This window comes from Pseudomonas cannabina, from assembly GCF_900100365.1.
GTDB classification, from domain to species: domain Bacteria; phylum Pseudomonadota; class Gammaproteobacteria; order Pseudomonadales; family Pseudomonadaceae; genus Aquipseudomonas; species Aquipseudomonas cannabina.
On record NZ_FNKU01000005.1, the window covers coordinates 31,199 to 48,472 of the forward strand.

Consider the following 17,274-nt stretch of genomic DNA (forward strand, 5'->3'; position numbering starts at 1 on the left):
GGGTCATGTGGTTGAAACGGATTTTTACTCGGAAGTTTGCAACACGCGGTAGCGGTAAGCGCGTAGCAGAAAGGCCCAAGCCACCCACGCAGCCATACGTTCTGCTGCTCAATTACTCACAGTTCTACGCAGTGGCCGAAGCCATCCAGATGGATTACGTCACGCTGCACAACAGCATTACGCGCAACCCTGCACGCGGCCTGGAGAAAGCCCTTGTAGAACGCGAGCGGCACAACCGTGATGCATTGGGGCAAGTGTTCACGATGATCGAAGCGATGCAGCCTTATCCGAGGACGTTTGCAGCATTCGAGGCGGCACGTGCTCATGTTCAGGAGGCCGAGCACACGCTCGCCCGGCAGGGTGACAGGAGAAGTTTATGTGGTGGAGACTGACATTACTGGTCATCGCATTGATGCTGGTGTTCTTCGTGGCAGGCCTGTACGCAGGGGGTGCGATGTTTCTGCAGCTGACCCAAGGGCACTTCGCGGGCTTGTCCTGGGACACGCTGTGGGAGGCCCGCAAGCTGCCCTGGAACGACCGGCGGATGCTGTACGTGCCCTGGTCATGGTGTGTGACGGCAGCCCTCACCTTCCTGCCGGTCGGCGTTACGTTGATGGCCGTTTTCGTGCGCCTGAAGCCCAAGACCTCGCTGCACGGTGATGCCCGCTTTGCCAACGACCGCGAGCTGCGCCAGTTCGAGTACCAGGGCGAGTACAAGAACACCAGCAAGTAGGCCTTGCACTCGCATCGCCCCCTGATACGTCCGCATTTTCAAACCTTTCCATGTACCGCCACGCAGTCGGCTATGCCCGGAAGCACCTTGCAGGAGATTCTCAATGGAAATATCAGAAGGATGCTTGGGCAACCTTTGTCGTGCCGAAAATCCCGATGCGCAGTAGATGAGTGGAACCAAGAGTAGAAAGGGGCCACTTATAACGTTGGCAGTGTCTTTAAAGAACTGCTGATACTAGTTATAAAGTTTCCCGATACGAAAAACAGGAGAGATTCGTGAGTACAAATAGCAAAGGTATTGACCTGTCGCATTTTCAAGGTAATGTCGATTTTAAAAAAGTTTCTGAGGCTGGCATTGAGTATGCCTTTATCAAAGCAACAGAAGGCGCTACCGTACAGGATGCAAAATATACCACGTATCGTACTGACGCTAGAGCTGTCGGAATAAAAACGGGGGCATATCATTACTTTCGAGCGCTCAGTAGCACGCCGGAAGCACAGCGAGATAACATCGTTAGTACACTTACTGCTGTCGGCTTCGATGCGTGTACTGAGATTTTTGCCATCGATTTGGAACTAGCGGGCAACGAAAAAGCTACCCCGGACGAAATGGCTGATAACCTTAATAAGCTGCTGACTTTATTGGAAAGCGAAAAAATTCTACAGGGGAAAAAACCATTTATATATTGCAATAACAATTTCTGGATGAATAATATTTCAGGAGGTAAATATGCTTTTAGTGAATACCCTCTGTGGATCGCTAATTGGGATGTTAGCGAACCTGAAGTTCCATCTACATGGAAAGTAGCAGGTAAAAGCTGGTCGATTTGGCAGCACAGTAACAAAGGTCGCATCGATGGCATTGAGGCTGATGTAGATCTTGATTGGGTCCGTATTTGATCCAATGATTTTGCAATTGAACTAAGCGCTAAGGAGTCGCTGATTCATTCGATTTTTCGTCCCGGCAACGCTCTGGATGCCTTGATTTATCCGGGTGCAATAGCTGGGTTTCAGAATAAATCAGCGGCTCCTTAATACGAGCCAGAGGGATCCTTCAGTCGTAGATAATCTGAGCCAAAAAGCGCGCTGATTGCGACCCGTTACAAGTAGTCATTACGCGCGTATCACCTCCTGATACCCCCGCACTTTCAAACCATCCCAATGCACCGCTACGCAGACGGCTGAAGCCGCCTGGCGTCGAGCTGTGCCTGACCTTACCTTACCTATATGAGGTGTACCGTGCTGCTACCTTTTGAGCTGGACCCTGAAATCATTCAACACATCATCCATAGTCAGGCCGGATCCATCGGCAAGGCCATCATCGAGCTGGTGATGAACTCTGTAGACGCCGATGCCACCGCATTGCGCCTGACCATGACCAAAGAGGGTTTTCACTGCGCTGATGACGGTCGCGGCTTTGCCAGCCGTGAAGACGTACTGCGCTACTTCGGACGCTTTGGGACACCGCACCAGGAAGGCGATGCCACCTATGGCCGGTTTCGCTTGGGCCGGGGTCAGATCATGGCGCACGCCAAAACACGTTGGGCTTCCAACGATTGGCAGATGACCGTTGATACCCGCTCGATGGGCTACAACTACGAGCTGGACGATCTTGAACACGGCGCACCGGGTTGCTCCATCGAGGGCATCTGGTACGAACCGCTCAACGATTTGGAGTTGATGTCTGCCGTTCAGGAGATTCGTGACCTGGTGCGCTACACCCGCATCAGCGTTGAACTCAATGGCCGTGTCATTACGCGCGATCCTGCAACGGAAAAATGGGACTTCGAGGATGAATACGCCTATTACCGGGCCAAGGAAGAAGGCGCGGTTTCGATCTACAACCAAGGCGTGCTGGTCCGTCACGATTCCTCGCACCTCTGGGGAGCTGGAGGCCTGATCGTGACCAAGCGGGCGATTGCCCTCAACGTCTCCCGTAGCGAGATACTGCGCAAGACCTGCCCGGTCTGGAAAGCCATCGCCAAGGTGTTCGGCCCGTTGGCCGATAAGGTCTCGGGAGAGTTGGGTGGACGACGCAAGACAGAAGCACGTCGAGCGCGATCAGCACTGTCGTTGCTCGGCGGTGCAGCTGATGTGGCCAAAATATTCTGCCATGAAGAAGTCATTACGGTGCTGCCAGGTAAACGGCATATCACCCTGATGGATTTTATTGGCAAGGCGTTTCGTGAACACAAAGGCACCTACACCGTTGTTTTAAAGGGCAGTGACATACCCAAGGGCGAAGGCATTGCCGGGCAGCGCATCATCCAGGTACTGCATCCGCAAACGCTCGACCGCTTCGGTTGCCATAGCGTTGAAGATTTTGAAGATGTGCTGGAACGGGTGATTGCCAATGCCAGACCTGCCGTCAGTCACTGGTACCGAGACCTGACGGTGCCCCAGTGCGCCGCGTTTGCGACGGTCAAGAAGGCTTATGTCGAGCGAACATCGATTGTCGATGAGAAAAAAGCGCTGGACAAAGAAACGCGCCGGGCCTGGATCGCGTTGCGCTGGTGCCTGCAACACTACGCCGGTGCCTGTGTTGGGGCTGAACGCTGGAGAGATGGCACCGTTCGGCATAGCAAAGACCTCCTGGCGGTGTTGCTTGGTGAATCGAACACCAGTGAAGCGTGGACGGATGGTAAAACATACCTGGCCATCAACCGCACTATCGTCCAACGCCTTAAATCTGAGCCCATGAAAACGGCGGCCTATATCTTCGGGCTGGTCGAGCACGAGGTGGCGCACCAGGGCGACAGCCTGGCGTGCGGGCATGACGAAGCGTTCTATCAGCGTTTCCATGACATTTCCCTGCGCATGGCACCCGAGCGTCAGCGGTTCATGCACAAGTGGTTGATGAAATACACCACGAGCATGGAAATGGAAGGCAAGAAAGCGACCGGCAGCGCTTGGGGAGAGCTTCACCTGGTGAGGCGTGTGGGCACTGGCCGTATGAAGCGCGGCTTGTCGGACGCCATCGATGACGATTCGGCGGATCCGATCGTTAGCACGCCGGTGCCGGAGCAGGACATGGCCTTGCTCAGCAGGATCAATGCCGGGTTAATTGATAAGGGCGTCTGCCCACCGCCGCCCGACTGGAACAGGGTCATCGAGCAGGCCAAGGCCGATCAGGTGGCGAACAGCGAGCGGTTGCGCGCTAAACGGGAAGCCGATGAGGCTGAATATGAGCGGATCAGTCAGGCGCTTGATGAGGCCACAGAGAAAGCGAAGCCCGAAGTCGCCCGGATTCTGGACATGCCGTTAGCGGACATTCCAGCCGGTGCCCTGGACTACCTCGGTCATTTGCTGGCCACTGGAAGCGATGAACAGGAGATACGCAGTGAATGGGAATGCCAGTTCGCAGAGCCTGAAGATATTCCAGCCGCAGCTCTGGAGTATTTGCTGACAACCGGCGGCGACGCGCAGGAGATGCGCAGCGAAGACCAGGCCAATCTGGAGCAGCTGGCTGCGGACCAGGCAGATGATCCACGCTGTAAGTTAGCTAAGGAATACCACGGCATGGTCGAGCCTGGCGAAACCTGGTGGGTGCTTGAACGCAATGCTGCCGCTGCCGGTTTCTGGCGTGTCGAGGACTACTTGAAGTGGCGACATGCCGATCAATTGCTACTCGGATTATTGCGGGGACTGCGCAAATAAATAGCCACATCGCCCCCTGATACACCCGCATTTTCAGACCATCCCCATGCAACGCCACACAGTCATCTACCAGCCGCCTGGCGTTTGGCTGTGCCTACTCAAAGGAAATATGATCATGAATGTACGTACCGCACTGACCTTGTCCGCTGTATTCATGCTGTCCCTGACCGGCTGTGCCACCCAGTCACAGGTTGATGAACAGACCCATCTGCTCGAAGTCATCAACGCCTCGCTCAAGCAGATTCAGGCCAACCAGCAGCAGTCCATCGATCTGCAAAAACTCCAGGCTGATCTTCAGCAGCAAAGCAACAACGAACAGGCGCTTCAGCGTCAAGCCGGGAGCCGCTGATGGCCAGAGCTAAATCGCAACCCATCAGCCCGGACAATCCCCAAGAACGTATTGAAGAGCATCCCGCGTTCTTGCTCGGCAAGCACCCCACGGAGGATTCGTTTCTGCTGGCTGCTCCGCCAGGTTCCGGCAAGCCCGTAGGGGTTGTGATTCCCAGTTTGCTCCGTTATCCCGATTCGGTTGTCGTCCACGATCCCATCAAGGATTCCAAACTATGAACGTTCGTACCGCACTGACCCTGTCCGCTGTATTCATGCTGTCCCTGACCGGCTGCGCGACTCAGTCACAGCTTGATCGACAGGCGAACCAGCTCGAAGTCATCAGCGCCTCGCTCAAGCAGATACAGGCCAACCAGCAGCAGTCCATCGAGCTGCAAAAACGCCAGGCTGATCTTCAGCAGCAAAGCAACAACGAACAGGCGCTTCAGCGTCAAGCGAGGAGCCGCTGATGGCCAAAGCCAAACCACAACCCATCAGCCCGGACAATCCACAAGAGCGGATCGAGGAGCATCCTGCATTCCTCATGGGTAAGCACCCCACCAAAGACGTATTTTTGGCCAGTTACGGCCAACAGTTTGTGATGTTGGCTGCGCCCCCAGGCTCGATGAAAGGCGTCAGTGCGGTGATCCCCAACCTGTTGAGCTACCCCGATTCAATGGTGGTCAACGATCCGAAATTCGAAAACTGGGATGTTACTTCGGGCTTTCGCGCCTCAGCTGGCCACAAGGTCTACCGCTTTTCGCCGGAGCGCCTGGAAACGCACCGCTGGAACCCGGTCAGTGCCATTAGCCGCGACCCGCTGTACCGGCTAGGCGATATTCGTACCCTGGCCCGCGTGCTGTTTGTCTCCGACAACCCGAAAAACCAGGAGTGGTACAACAAGGCCGGTAACGTCTTCTCATCCATCCTGCTGTACCTGATGGAAACCCCGGCCATGCCTTGTACGTTGCCCCAGGCCTACGAAATTGGCTCATTGGGTACCGGGATGGGGGCATGGGCTCAGCAGATCATCGAGCTGCGCAGCACCGGCCCTAATGCATTGACCGTTGAAACCCTGCGCGAATTGAACGGTGTGTTCGAGGCCTCGAAAAACAAGAGCAGCGGTTGGTCCACCACCGTGGATATCGTGCGTGACGTGTTGTCGGTGTATGCCGAAAAGACGGTGGCCTGGGCCGTGTCAGGGGATGACATCGACTTTGCCAAAATGCGTGAGGAGAAGACCACCGTTTACTTTAGCGTGACGGAAGGAAACCTGAAGAAGTACGGCCCGCTGATGAACCTGTTCTTCACTCAGGCCATACGGCTCAATTCCAAGGTCATTCCCGAGCAAGGGGGGCACTGTGCGGACGGGACGCTTCGGTACAAATACCAACTGGCCCTGATGATGGACGAATTCGCCATCATGGGCCGCATGGAAATCATGGAAACCGCGCCTGCACTGACCCGAGGTGCTGGACTGAGGTTTTTCCTCATCTTCCAGGGCAAGGATCAGATCCGCGCTATTTATGGCGAGGAAGCGGCCAACGGCATCATGAAGGCAATCCACAACGAAATTGTGTTCGCCCCCGGTGACATCAAGCTGGCCGAGGAATACAGCAGGCGCTTGGGCAACACGACTGTGCGTGTCCATAACCAGTCATTGAACAGGCAGAAGCACGAGATTGGTGCTCGGGGTCAAACCGATAGTTATAGCGAGCAGCCCCGGCCCTTGATGCTCCCCCAAGAGGTGAACGAGTTACCTTTTGACAAGCAATTGATTTTTGTCCAAGGCAACCGGCAGACAGAGCCCATGAAAATCCTGGCGCGCAAGATCATTTACTTCGAAGAGGAAGTGTTTAAAGCGCGAAAGAATATGACGCCTCCGCCTTTGCCGGTCGGAGACGCCACCAAAATCGATGCGCTCACCGTGCCGGTGCGCACCGTCGAAGCCAAGGTGGCTGTGGCCGACACCAAGCCCATGCAGGCCGAACAACGGCAGCGCTGGAATCCCAAAGACAAAGCGTCCGAAGTGGCTCAGGCCGAAGCGGACAAGGCACAGCCAGTTGAGGTCGAGCCTGATCCAGAGCCTGTGCAGGCTGACGACACCTCCGAACCGATGTAGTCCCCCCACCGGCGCCATCCGGCGTCAGCAGGAGCAAAACATGAATACCTTCAGCAAAACGGCTGACCGCCAGGGTCATGTCGCTGGCAACGCCGTGCCTGGTCGCGGCAAAACGCGGGTCTGCGCACTGTTTGCGGTGTGCCTGTTGGGCAGTGGCTCAGCCTTCGCCGGTGACCCGTGCAAGTCCGTGCTGTGCCTCTACGGCAGGTTCACCGGCAACAGCGGTGGCAGCGAATGCCGCAGCGCCGAACAGGACTACTTCAGCATTCTGGTCAAGAAGCACGGGAACATCAGATGGAGCCAGACCGCCACGGCGCGCCAGGACTACCTCAACAGCTGCCCCGGTGCTGATCGCGGATACACCCAAAAAATCAACGACAAGTTCGGCAAGGTCCAGGGCTAAGCCCCACGTCACAAGAAGGAGAACACCATGCGAGTATTTATTGCGGAAAAGCCTGACCTGGGCAAGGTTATTGCCGAGGCTTTGGGCACCGTCATACGCAAGGACGGCTATTTCGAATGTGGCAGCAACAATATCGTCACCTGGTGCATCGGCCACCTACTCGAACTGGCCCCACCCGAAGTTCACAACCCTGCCTATAAAAACTGGGTTCAGGCCGATTTGCCCCTGAGGTTGCGCCCGGCCAAGTACCAACCCATTGCCCGTACTCGCGACCAGCTCAAAGTGGTCCAGCAGCTGATCGGTCGCGCCTCGGAAATCGTCCACGCCGGTGACCCGGACGACGAAGGCCAGTTGCTGGTCGACGAGGTCCTGGTGCATTTCGGCAACACCGCGCCGGTCAAACGCATCCTGATCAACGACATGAACGCCAATGCCGCTCGTAAGGCACTGGACGGCCTGCGCGACAACAGCGAGTTTTACGGCCTGTACCAAAAGGCCCTGGCTCGAAGTATCGGCGACCAGATCTACGGGTTCAACATGACCCGCGCCTGCACCCTGGCCGGTAGGGCCAAGGGCGTTAAAAGCGTGTTGTCAGTAGGCCGCGTACAAACCCCGATCTTGGGACTGATCGTGAACCGCTACCTGGCCAACAAGAGTCATGCCAGCGCGTTTTACTACACGGTTGCGGCAAGCCTGGCCTTTGGTAGCAGTCGTGCGCAGGCCCGCCTCGTCGTTGCCGCTGATGCCCCGCTCGATGACAAGAACCGGATCATCGACGTGGCATACGCTATTCAGGTGGCTGACGCGTGCCGAATGAAGCCCGCAGACGTGACCGATGCCCGAGTGGAGGAAAAGCAAACCCCAGCACCCCTGCCGTTCGCGTTGCTCGACCTGCAGGTGTACATGAGCAAGACCCACAGCATCGATGCCGAGAAAACCCTGGCCCTGACCCAGGCGCTGCGCGAAAAGTACAAGGCCACCACCTACAACCGTTCTGATTGCAGTTACCTGTCCGACGAACAATTTGCCGAGGCTCCGCAGACCTTAAGCCTGCTGAGCGAAGCTCTGCCGGACCTCGCCGGGATGTTCACCGAGGTGAATTCGGAACGCAAAAGCCGGGCTTTCGACGACAGCAAGGTGTCTGCCCACACCGCGATCATCCCAACGGCGGTGAAGATCGACATCACCCAGCTGAGCGCCGATGAACGCGTTGTGTACCTGGCCATCGTCAAACGCTACGTCGCGCTGTTCTTGCCCGAAAAACGCTACCTCAGTGCCGAAGTGAGTTTTGGCGTGAACGGCCACACCTTCGTAGCGCGCTCCACCAAAGTGACGCAGCCAGGCTGGACGGCGCAGGTCACTGAAGAAAACGAGCAAGACGAAGACGGGTCGGACGCCGCCGAGGTCGCGAGCCCCTTCGATGCGCTGGCGGATCTGAAGGTCGGTGACGCCGGGGTATGCGACGGCATCACGGTGGCCAAGGAAAAAACCAAGCCCCTGCCGCTCTACACCGAAGCCGAGCTGCTAAAGGACCTACGGCGGGTCGCCAAGTATGTGAAAGACCCGCGCATCAAGCAGCTGCTGATCGACCGCGACCAGGGCAAGAAAGGCGAGAACGGCGGCATCGGCACCCCGGCGACCCGTGGCGCGGTGCTGGCCAAGTTGCAGGAGCGTGGTTTCTATGCGGTAGAAAAGAAAAAACTGATCCCCACCCAGTTGGGGCTGGAGTTCATCGCCGCGTTGCCAGCGATTGCGACCACGCCGGACATGACCGCGCTCTGGCATGAACAGCAACAGATGATTGAGGCCGGTGAACTGACCGTGGAGGCGTTCCTAGACGAACTTGAGGACTTCATTGCCCACCAGGTGCACAACGTCGATCTGGGCAATGTACAGGGTGACGGTAAGCCGGTACTGGACAGCCTGAACGCTCAGTGCCCCATGTGCGGCAGTGACCTGGCCGTCACCCCACGAGTGATTGGGTGTCGCGCCTGCGACTTCAAGTTTTACCCGGAAGTCAGCGGGAAGATGCTGTCCCCCGGCCAGATCGAGGCGCTGCTGACGAATGGCAAGACCGGCGTACTGAAGGGGTTTCACAGCAAGAAAACCGGCAAGTCCTTTGAAGCAGCCCTGAAGCTCAACAACGAAGCGAAGCTGGAGTTCGTGTTCAGCCGCAAACCAAAGCGCGCATGACCCCCTCTACAAAGGAGGCTTTAGCTATGCCAGAGGAACAACAGCCCAAGGCGGCGCAGTGGCCAGCCGGTGACACGATGACGGCGCACTGCCCCAACTGCGAAACCCCTGCGACCGTCGATATCGTCAACGTCAGAGAGTGGGACATGCCCTGGCGTCCGGTGGATTGCGACAACTGTTTTGCGGAGTTCGAGTTGTCGGCAGACGGCTCAACAGCATTGATTTTGGCCCCTGCCGAGCAGTCCACAGCCCGTGGCCGAGCGCTTCTGGGCACGATATTCGTGTTTGACCCGAACGAAGACACCCCTTAACGAACTCATTGAAGAAGGAGCGCAATCATCGCGCGTGGAATCAATAAAGCAATCCTGGTAGGCACCTGCGGACAAGACCCTGACTGTCGTTACCTGCCCAACGGAACGGCGGTAACCAACCTGAGCCTGGCCACCAGCGAGCAGTGGACTGACAAGCAGAGCGGGCAGAAGGTCGAAAAGACCGAATGGCACCGCGTGTCGCTGTTTGGCAAGGTGGCCGAAATTGCCGGCGAATATCTGCGCAAGGGTTCGCAGGTCTACATCGAGGGCAAGCTGCAAACCCGCGAATGGGAAAAGGACGGGGTCAAGCGCTACACCACGGAAATCGTCGTGGACATGCAGGGCACCATGCAACTGATTGGTGGCCGTCCACAGGGCGACGCTCAACAGGGCCAGGGTGGCGGCAACTACAACCAGTCTGCCCCTCGTCCGCAGCAGTCGCGGCCACAACAGTCAGCGCCGCAGCAATCCGCACCTCAGCAAAACCACAACCAGCCGCAGCAACCCGACTCGCGCCCTGCGCCGCAACAGCAAGCACCGCAGCCCGCTGCGGATTTCGACAGTTTTGATGACGATATCCCGTTCATGGACCCCTACCGGTTCAGCTGGATGCTGGTCTGACCCACCCACACATCGATCTTGCCCACGTCAGGTGCCGCGCTCCCGGCTCGTCGTGACGCGCCTTATCGTCGCGGCGAACGGAAGCACGGGCGCAGCGAACACTTGACGCAACCCCGTTCAGAAAAGGCTCACCTTGGGAGTGTGGGGTAGCTTCACCACCCCGCGCTCCCGAGGTCAACGCGGCCGTTGCGGGATGACAAGGGCAGCGCCCTTGGTGTTCAAACGGCCCAGCCAACCACATTTCAAGACGGTGCCCAGTTATTGGCACCGCGACTTCGATCAACCTTAAATCACTCAGGATCATTCATTATGAAAGTCGTCATCATCAATTACACCGGCACTGTCGGCAAAACCACCATTGCCGCCAACCTGCTATCGCCACGCATGGACGGTGCCCCGATCTACGCTATCGAGTCGATCAACGAGACCGCAGAAAATCTAGGCCTGGACGTGGAAAAGCTGCGCGGTAACAAGTTTCGTGAGCTGTTCAAACGACTCATGCTTGAAGACAACGCCATCATCGACGTAGGTGCTTCCAATGTTGAGGACTTCATGTCCAATCTCGAAGGGTTTGAGGAAGCCCATGAAGAAATCGATTATTACATTGTGCCAGTAACCTCCGGCACCAAGGAGCAAAAGGAAACAGTCAGCATGATTGGCAGTCTGGCTTCGATGGGTGTTCCCTCCGATAAAATTCGCGTGGTATTCAATCGCGTCAAACGTGACGTGCAAGCAGAGTTTCCTATTATTACTGCATACCACGAACGTGCCAGCGCATTCAGGATTAATTACCAGTGTGCAATATTTGAGTCTGAATTGTTTGACGCCTTGTCGATCAATCGTCTTTCAATGAAAAGCTTGATGGAAGATGAAACGGATTATAAAACGCTTCTCAAAGACAAAAACGCCAGTGTGCAAGATCGTAATCGCTGGTCTGATATGTATGGCTTGAAACTGCTGTGCAAAGGCGTTAACCGCAAGCTTGATAGTGTTTTCGCAGAACTTTTTGATATTGAGGTGATTAAATGAGCGAGCATGAAAATCTTCCTTCTACGGCGCGTGACGCTCTGATTATTGAGCTTCTGAGCGATGTAGGCCGCTTGCACGATGACGTCAAAAGAATTCCGAAGCTGCTTGAAATATCCATGAGGGATTCGCTGGATATCGTGGCAGACGCGGTAGAAGATGCTGAAGAAACTGCATTGCTTTTGCAAGACAGTACAAAGGAAGTTATTCAGGCCACTGCCGCGAAAGCGGGTGTGGACGTGGCGCTGGAAATGTCCACAGCTATTCACCAGAGCCTAGAGCGAGTATTCGAACCTGCTTTGCATCGCGCAGCGATAAAGATCGATGATCTAGAAAAGCGAATCACGCATCTATCCGGAAACATTCGAGATACCCAGGCGACACGTTTCAACTACATAGTTCTCGCGGGGTTTGTGTTCGTGACCATTGTGATGATGTGTGCAATGGGTTGGATTGCGATAACCTCTCAAGATGTTAACGAAACCAATAAGTGGTTTTATAACGAATACAAGAATCAGCGGGCTCTCATTGATACGCTACCACCCGCCTTGAAAAAACGTTTTGTACAGTGAAGAAAGCTATTAGGGTCTTTACTTCCTGGCCCTATTCGCATCATTTATAACTTTGGCCCAATCCGTGTTTTCCACCTCCTCCCTGATCTGCTTCATGCTTTGCCTGAAGTTGGCTTGTGGCGTGATTTTCTCGCCATTCAGTAAGGCGTTTTTACTGACGGCTACGCTGTCGCTTTTCTCAGGCAGGGGGTGTTTAACCTGTCCAGCTCGTTTCTGGCTTTTACGGATTCTGTACAACGCCTGATCGAAGTGACGAAGGCTGATCGTCAGTCCGGTATCCACGAGTTTCTGGTGAATCATCGTTCTGCTTACTCCTGAATCCAGGGCGTTTTCGATTACGTCATACAGGTCGCGGATTTGCGCAGTGTACGACCTGACTCCGTTGTCCTGGGCCAGTTCTGTCAGGGCTTCAAGCCTGTCGTGGGTTTCTTGAACCATGATTTGCCCCTTGTCATCTGAAAAGTGATGTAAAAGTGATGTAAATCTGTCGTAAAGAAGCGTACCACTGATGTAAAAAAACGCAATTCAAAGCAATCCTGATGTAATCCAGAGCATTTCAGATGTAAATCTGATGTAACCCGCAGATTCACCCTGCTGACCCCCTATCTCGAATTCGCTAAACAGGCACGTTACCGATTGTCTACAAAAAAGAGCTTCGCCTTTTTCGTAGCCAATCGACGTGCCAAAGGGGATACCCCTTTGGAACCCCGCAGAGCGGGAAAGCGTTGTCTTTGTCGTTGTTGGTTGTCGTCATCCAGGTGCCCTCAGGAGGTGATTTTGTGGCCAAAAAAGTGACCAAATCATGCCCCGTGTCATGCCGTTTCACGGATGAACAGTTCGCCCGGTTTGCCGAGCCCATCGCGCAATCCGGCCTCAAGCCAGCCCGCTTCTTTCATGACCTGGTGATGAGCCGTTCGCCTACCTTCGAGCAGTCCGCAATCGACAAGAAGCGGATGCAGCAGGTATTCGAAAAGTCCGGACATGCTCTAAACCGAGTTGCCTACTCCGCAAACTCGGCACCTTACAACGGCACGCTTTATCAAAAGCAGTATCTCCACTGGCTTAATAAGCTGAACGCTATTCAACAACTATTGCTCACGGTATTGCCCGAGACTGACCCGCCAAAACCGGCGAGGCCAGTCCATAACGGCAACCGTGGCTCACCTAACGTATCTGGCAAAAAAGTTCATATCATCCGGTTTCGACTCACCCAAGACGAAATGGCCCAGTTTAATGACATGATCAAACGGGCGGGCTGTTCTGCATCAGCCTTTTTTAGAGAGCTGATTTTAAATCAAAAACCGGTGTTCAGAGAGTTTACCGGGTTTAGGAAAAGAATAGTATTCATCGTCAACAAAGCCGGTAACAACATTTCTCAGTTGGCTTATATCGCTAAATCAGCCAGTGATAGGGGCCTTATTGCCGACAGTGTGAGAGACAAATGGTATGAATCGCTTGTGGTCATCGAAACGATTTTATTAGCAGGTATAGAATATGCTGATTAGAGTCAGTGGCTATAACACCGGGGCGCAGGAGTACTTAGAGAAAGGCAATAAGTCAGGTCGGGAGTTCACCCGTGATGAACTGGACCATCGCTTAATCATTGAGGGGCAGCTCAGTCTGACCAGGGCCATCTACGAAAGTATCCCAGATTACGGTCAGGACCGTTATCTTACTTTTACACTCAGTTTCAAAGAAGACACCGTTTCGCCTGAGTTGCTTAAATCTATCACGACCGACTTCAAAAACTTTTTCATGCATGCGTATAAGCCAGAAGAGTTCAATCTGTATGCCGAAGCGCATTTGCCCAAAATGAAAACGGTGACTGACAGGAAAACCGGTGAGGTCATTGACCGCAAGCCACACATCCACATCATTATCCCGCGCATCAACCTGCTAAGCGGCAATGAGGCCAATCCGGTTGATGTGTACAAGAATCATGAAAAGTACTTTGAAGCTTTTCAGGAACACATAAACCAGAAGTATGGCCTGTCTTCGCCGCGTGAGAATGTCCGTGCGGACATCGCCGACGCGGCCAGTGTCCTGTCTCGCTATAAAGGCGATGACTTTTACGGCAAGAACCGTCAGTTCAAACAGGAGCTGGTCAAGCAGGTTATTGAACGTGGCGTGACTTCGCGCGCCGATTTTTATGCCCTGGTGGCTGAACACGGTGAAACACGCATCCGTAATGAAGGTAAGGACACTGAATACATTTCGGTCAAGTTGCCGGGTGACGCAAAGGGCACGAATCTGAAAGACACCATCTTTCAGGATGACTTCATTGTCAGGCGTGAACTGAAGAAACCACCGCTTGAAGCCAGTGTGATTCAGGAGCGCTTGCTCGCCTGGCCGCAGCGCGCGAGGGAAATCAAGTACGTCAACAAGGCCACCCCCAAGTTTCGCAAAGCCTATTCCGAAGCCTCCCCTGAAGATCGTGTTCGGCTACTGGCCGAACGCGAAGCCAGGTTCTATCAAACTTATGGAGAATCCCATGACTCAGTACACACCGGGCAACGACAGAGAGATCACCAGCGAAGTCCTGCTGAAACTGCGGGGCGACGCACTGCCGCACCTGCCGATGGCCTGCAAGACCTGTCCGTCAGCGATGTGGCAGATCACCGGCAAGCCGGATCGGCCCGAAGCCGTGACGGTGCGCTGTTACTGCCCAGTGATGCACACGTTCACCTGGGACAGTCGCAACCAGGAGGAGATTCTGGATTGCGACCACCTGTACCAGGAGGAGGACGAGGAAGACGGAACGGGTCCACAGCTGAGCGAGGAAGAGGAGGAAGCGGGCCTGCCGCCGTTTCTCAGGAAGCAACGGGAACAGCAACGCCAGCAGGCGCTACAGGCCGACGCCGGGCCGGAGCTGGAAAGCCCCGAAACGCCCGAGTACGAGCTGGACGAATAATCCCGCCGTATGCCAAGAACCCTCACCGTGTCGCCACCATCGCTGACATCGAGGAGCGAGGCCGACGCCTTTTTGATCCGCTCAAGAAGCCTTCTGACAACGCGCTGGTGTTCTACAGAGCACCTTCCGTCACGTCGATGCCCAAGGCAGCGACTGCGACAGCAACGCCTGGACGATCCACTGCCGGGCGTAGGCCCAGGGCTCCAGGCAAGCCTCGCCCTCCCCGCCAATGGCGGCCTGGCTCTGTCGTCCCGCCCTACGCCAAGAACCCCCACCGGGTCGCCACGGTGGCTGACATCGAGCAGCGCGCCCGGATGCTGTTCGATCCGCTCAAGCGGCCCGCAGACAAGGCGCTGGTGTTCAAGCGCGCCTCGATCAAGGCCCTGACCGTTAACAGGCAGGCCTCGACGGTGGCCGCGTATTTCACGCGGGAAGCGCAGCACAACCAGATTGCCCCGGCTCATCGCCGGGCCATACGCCGGATCGATCAGCAGTATTACGCGCTCAGGCGCGCCGTGTTCTCCGATCAACGCTTAACCCGCCAGGACAAGGCGCAGCTGGTTTCCGTGCTGACCTTCGAACGGCTCAAAGCACGTGAACAGTTCCATAACCCTAAACCCAACATCGAGGTAAATCTCATGGGCAGTGCAGCCATACGCAATCTTTTAGAAGACGAAAAGGAAGACCCAGGCTTCAGCATCAGCGGTGCCAGAGGGCCTGGCCCTGAAGGCGTGCGTGACCGTGTGAAGCGGGTCATGGATCGCTTTGCCAAACAGGTTGATCCCGCCGCCGCCAGTCAGCGCGCGCGTGACCTCAGCGCCAAGGATCTGTACACGCGCAAGGCCAAGTTCAGTCAGAACGTGCATTACCTGGACAAACAGACCGACAAGACCCTGTTTGTGGACACGGGCAAAACAATCTCCATGCGTCGCACGGGGATTACCGAGTCCGGTGTGTCCGTGGCCCTTCAGCTGGCCCGGGAAAGGTTTGGCAGCACACTCACCATCACCGGCACCGCCGACTTCAAAAAGCTGGTGATCGAGGCCGTGGCCAAGAATGGCCTGGACGTGCATTTCACCGACAAGGCCATGAACCAAAGCCTGGCGGATCGCCGTGCAGAGCTGGACATCGAGCGCGGTGGCCAGAGCATAGGCCCTGCCACTGACCTGCCCCGGCACGTGGACGACGCCACAAGGGACGTCAGGGACCAGGCGGATCGCCTGGGCGTTACGGTGCCGCTCGAAGCGCTTTATGGAGAGGGCAAAACCGCTGAGCAGGTTAGCCAGGCGCTGGCCACCCAGCTCGACACTGTGCCCGAGCCGGAGCGCATAGCGTTCGTCGAGCTGGTGGCGATCACCCTGGGCATTCCAGAACGTGGCGAGCCCAAGGGCGACCAGGCGTTTGCACAGTGGCAGGCGCAGCGTGCGCAACCGGCTGCGGATTCCGCAGCAACGTCAACGTCTGAAGCGCAGGCCAACGTGCCAACGCCTTCAGACGCTGCGCCCGAGCCCGTTAGCCCGACAGTGGCCACCAGCACTGCGTCGGCGAGTCCAGAAGCCGCGAAGCCTGCGCAGGCCAACGACCCTGACCAGCAGAGCCCCAGCGAGCTGGTCAGGCGTGAAGCGCAATGGCGTCGGGATTTCCCGATGTCCGAAGCGGATGTCAGAGCGTCAGATACGGTCATGGGCTTGCGAGGTGAGGACCACGCCATCTGGATTATTGCGACGGATGACAAGACCCCAGAAGCCGCTGCCATGCTGACGGCCTACATGGAAAACGACAGCTATCGTGAAGCGTTCAAAAGCGGCCTTGAAACCGCTTACAGGCAAGTGGAGAACTGGCCTCAGGCGGTCCAGGACCTGGACCAAATCACGGAGATGGCCGTAAAAATAGTCCAGCAGGTGGAAGCGCGTTTGTACTCGGCACCTCAAGCAGCATCCGGGCAGGCCACCCCTTCCAGCAGCAAGGTCATCGAGGGCGCGCTGATCGAGCACGGGGAAGCGCCGTATCAGCACAAGGACACCAATCAGTTGAGCTACTTTGTGACGCTCAAGCCCGATGGGGGTAAACCTCGCACGGTGTGGGGCGTAGGGCTGGAAGACGCCATGAACGATTCAAATCTGAAGCAAGGCGACCAGGTGCGTTTAGAAGACTTGGGCACACGGCCTGTCGTGGTGCAGGTCATCGAAGAGGATGGCACTGTGACGGACAAAACGGTCAACCGCCGCGAATGGTCTGCGCAGCCGACCGCGCCTGAGCGGGAAGTGGCTGAGACCACGCTCAAGGGGCAGGCCGCCGCAGCAGGCACACCGGAGCTGTCATCCCCGGATGAAGAAGACGGCATGAGCATGGACTGAGCCGTTTGGATAAACCACCTCCTGGTCTGGAGGTGGTTCCCA

The 17,274-nt window shown here is 56.0% G+C and carries 19 protein-coding genes and 1 pseudogene; 17 read left to right on the plus strand and 3 right to left on the minus strand.

From position 1 onward, the window contains the following. The first annotated feature begins 5 nt into the window (after positions 1-5). From BLT55_RS29685 to BLT55_RS29750, 14 genes and pseudogenes are all read left to right on the plus strand, one after another. On the plus strand, positions 6-392 hold the full coding sequence (locus BLT55_RS29685; protein WP_019740295.1) for a hypothetical protein: 387 nt from the start codon (positions 6-8) through the stop codon (positions 390-392). Then, entirely contained in the window at positions 377-733 is a 357-nt protein-coding gene (locus BLT55_RS29690) for a hypothetical protein (protein ID WP_031598170.1), read from the plus strand. Before BLT55_RS29685 ends, BLT55_RS29690 begins: the two co-directional genes overlap by 16 nt. A 275-nt stretch (positions 734-1,008) precedes the next feature. After that, on the plus strand, positions 1,009-1,632 hold the full coding sequence (locus BLT55_RS29695; RefSeq protein WP_004667068.1) for a glycoside hydrolase family 25 protein: 624 nt from the start codon (positions 1,009-1,011) through the stop codon (positions 1,630-1,632). 339 nt (positions 1,633-1,971) lie between these two features. Then, a complete protein-coding gene (locus BLT55_RS29700) occupies positions 1,972-4,389 on the plus strand; it encodes an ATP-binding protein (protein WP_074801919.1) in 2,418 nt (805 codons plus the stop codon). Positions 4,390-4,504: 115 nt separating this feature from the next. Next, positions 4,505-4,738: a hypothetical protein gene (locus BLT55_RS29705; protein ID WP_054998686.1), complete on the plus strand. Its 234-nt coding sequence runs from the start codon at positions 4,505-4,507 to the stop codon at positions 4,736-4,738. After that, positions 4,738-4,935: pseudogene (locus tag BLT55_RS29710) on the plus strand (type IV secretory system conjugative DNA transfer family protein); the annotation flags it as partial. The gene BLT55_RS29705 and the pseudogene BLT55_RS29710, both read left to right, overlap by 1 nt. A 17-nt stretch (positions 4,936-4,952) precedes the next feature. Continuing rightward, a complete protein-coding gene (locus tag BLT55_RS29715; RefSeq protein WP_054998688.1) occupies positions 4,953-5,186 on the plus strand; it encodes a hypothetical protein in 234 nt (77 codons plus the stop codon). Further along, positions 5,186-6,838: a type IV secretory system conjugative DNA transfer family protein gene (locus BLT55_RS29720; RefSeq protein ID WP_074801922.1), complete on the plus strand. Its 1,653-nt coding sequence runs from the start codon at positions 5,186-5,188 to the stop codon at positions 6,836-6,838. Before BLT55_RS29715 ends, BLT55_RS29720 begins: the two co-directional genes overlap by 1 nt. Positions 6,839-6,878: 40 nt before the next feature. After that, positions 6,879-7,241 (plus strand): TrbM/KikA/MpfK family conjugal transfer protein, encoded by a 363-nt coding sequence (locus BLT55_RS29725; RefSeq protein WP_054999773.1) that lies wholly within the window; start codon positions 6,879-6,881, stop codon positions 7,239-7,241. Between the two features lie 27 nt (positions 7,242-7,268). Next, positions 7,269-9,434 (plus strand): type IA DNA topoisomerase, encoded by a 2,166-nt coding sequence (locus BLT55_RS29730; protein WP_054999774.1) that lies wholly within the window; start codon positions 7,269-7,271, stop codon positions 9,432-9,434. Positions 9,435-9,460: 26 nt separating this feature from the next. After that, the gene (locus BLT55_RS29735) at positions 9,461-9,745 is read left to right on the plus strand and encodes a hypothetical protein (protein ID WP_054999775.1); all 285 of its coding nucleotides are present in this window, start codon (positions 9,461-9,463) and stop codon (positions 9,743-9,745) included. A 27-nt stretch (positions 9,746-9,772) separates the two neighbouring features. Continuing rightward, a complete protein-coding gene (locus tag BLT55_RS29740; protein WP_054999776.1) occupies positions 9,773-10,366 on the plus strand; it encodes a single-stranded DNA-binding protein in 594 nt (197 codons plus the stop codon). A 309-nt stretch (positions 10,367-10,675) separates the two neighbouring features. Continuing rightward, positions 10,676-11,395: a StbB family protein gene (stbB, locus tag BLT55_RS29745; protein WP_046835439.1), complete on the plus strand. Its 720-nt coding sequence runs from the start codon at positions 10,676-10,678 to the stop codon at positions 11,393-11,395. After that, positions 11,392-11,964, plus strand: a complete 573-nt coding sequence (locus BLT55_RS29750; RefSeq protein ID WP_054999777.1) for a hypothetical protein — start codon at positions 11,392-11,394, stop codon at positions 11,962-11,964. The genes stbB and BLT55_RS29750 overlap by 4 nt, the downstream gene beginning before the upstream one ends. A gap of 18 nt (positions 11,965-11,982) precedes the next feature. Here the strand turns inward: BLT55_RS29750 and BLT55_RS29755 are convergent, their stop codons facing one another. Next, positions 11,983-12,402: a hypothetical protein gene (locus tag BLT55_RS29755; RefSeq protein ID WP_046835441.1), complete on the minus strand. Its 420-nt coding sequence runs from the start codon at positions 12,400-12,402 to the stop codon at positions 11,983-11,985. 341 nt (positions 12,403-12,743) lie between these two features. On the opposite strand from BLT55_RS29755, the gene BLT55_RS29760 reads away from it, so the two are divergent. Beyond that, entirely contained in the window at positions 12,744-13,469 is a 726-nt protein-coding gene (locus tag BLT55_RS29760; RefSeq protein WP_057433107.1) for a plasmid mobilization protein, read from the plus strand. Between the two features lie 91 nt (positions 13,470-13,560). On the opposite strand, the gene BLT55_RS35070 is transcribed toward BLT55_RS29760, so the two are convergent. Beyond that, positions 13,561-13,836: a hypothetical protein gene (locus tag BLT55_RS35070; protein WP_425262115.1), complete on the minus strand. Its 276-nt coding sequence runs from the start codon at positions 13,834-13,836 to the stop codon at positions 13,561-13,563. Positions 13,837-13,860: 24 nt separating this feature from the next. After that, entirely contained in the window at positions 13,861-14,133 is a 273-nt protein-coding gene (locus tag BLT55_RS35075; protein ID WP_375233740.1) for a hypothetical protein, read from the minus strand. 322 nt (positions 14,134-14,455) lie between these two features. Between BLT55_RS35075 and BLT55_RS34290 the strand changes: the two genes are divergently transcribed. Together BLT55_RS34290 and BLT55_RS34295 are read left to right on the plus strand one after the other, a co-directional pair. Further along, on the plus strand, positions 14,456-14,875 hold the full coding sequence (locus tag BLT55_RS34290) for a hypothetical protein (RefSeq protein ID WP_054097448.1): 420 nt from the start codon (positions 14,456-14,458) through the stop codon (positions 14,873-14,875). A 287-nt stretch (positions 14,876-15,162) separates the two neighbouring features. After that, on the plus strand, positions 15,163-17,232 hold the full coding sequence (locus tag BLT55_RS34295; RefSeq protein ID WP_341845504.1) for an LPD7 domain-containing protein: 2,070 nt from the start codon (positions 15,163-15,165) through the stop codon (positions 17,230-17,232). Positions 17,233-17,274: the final 42 nt, after the last annotated feature.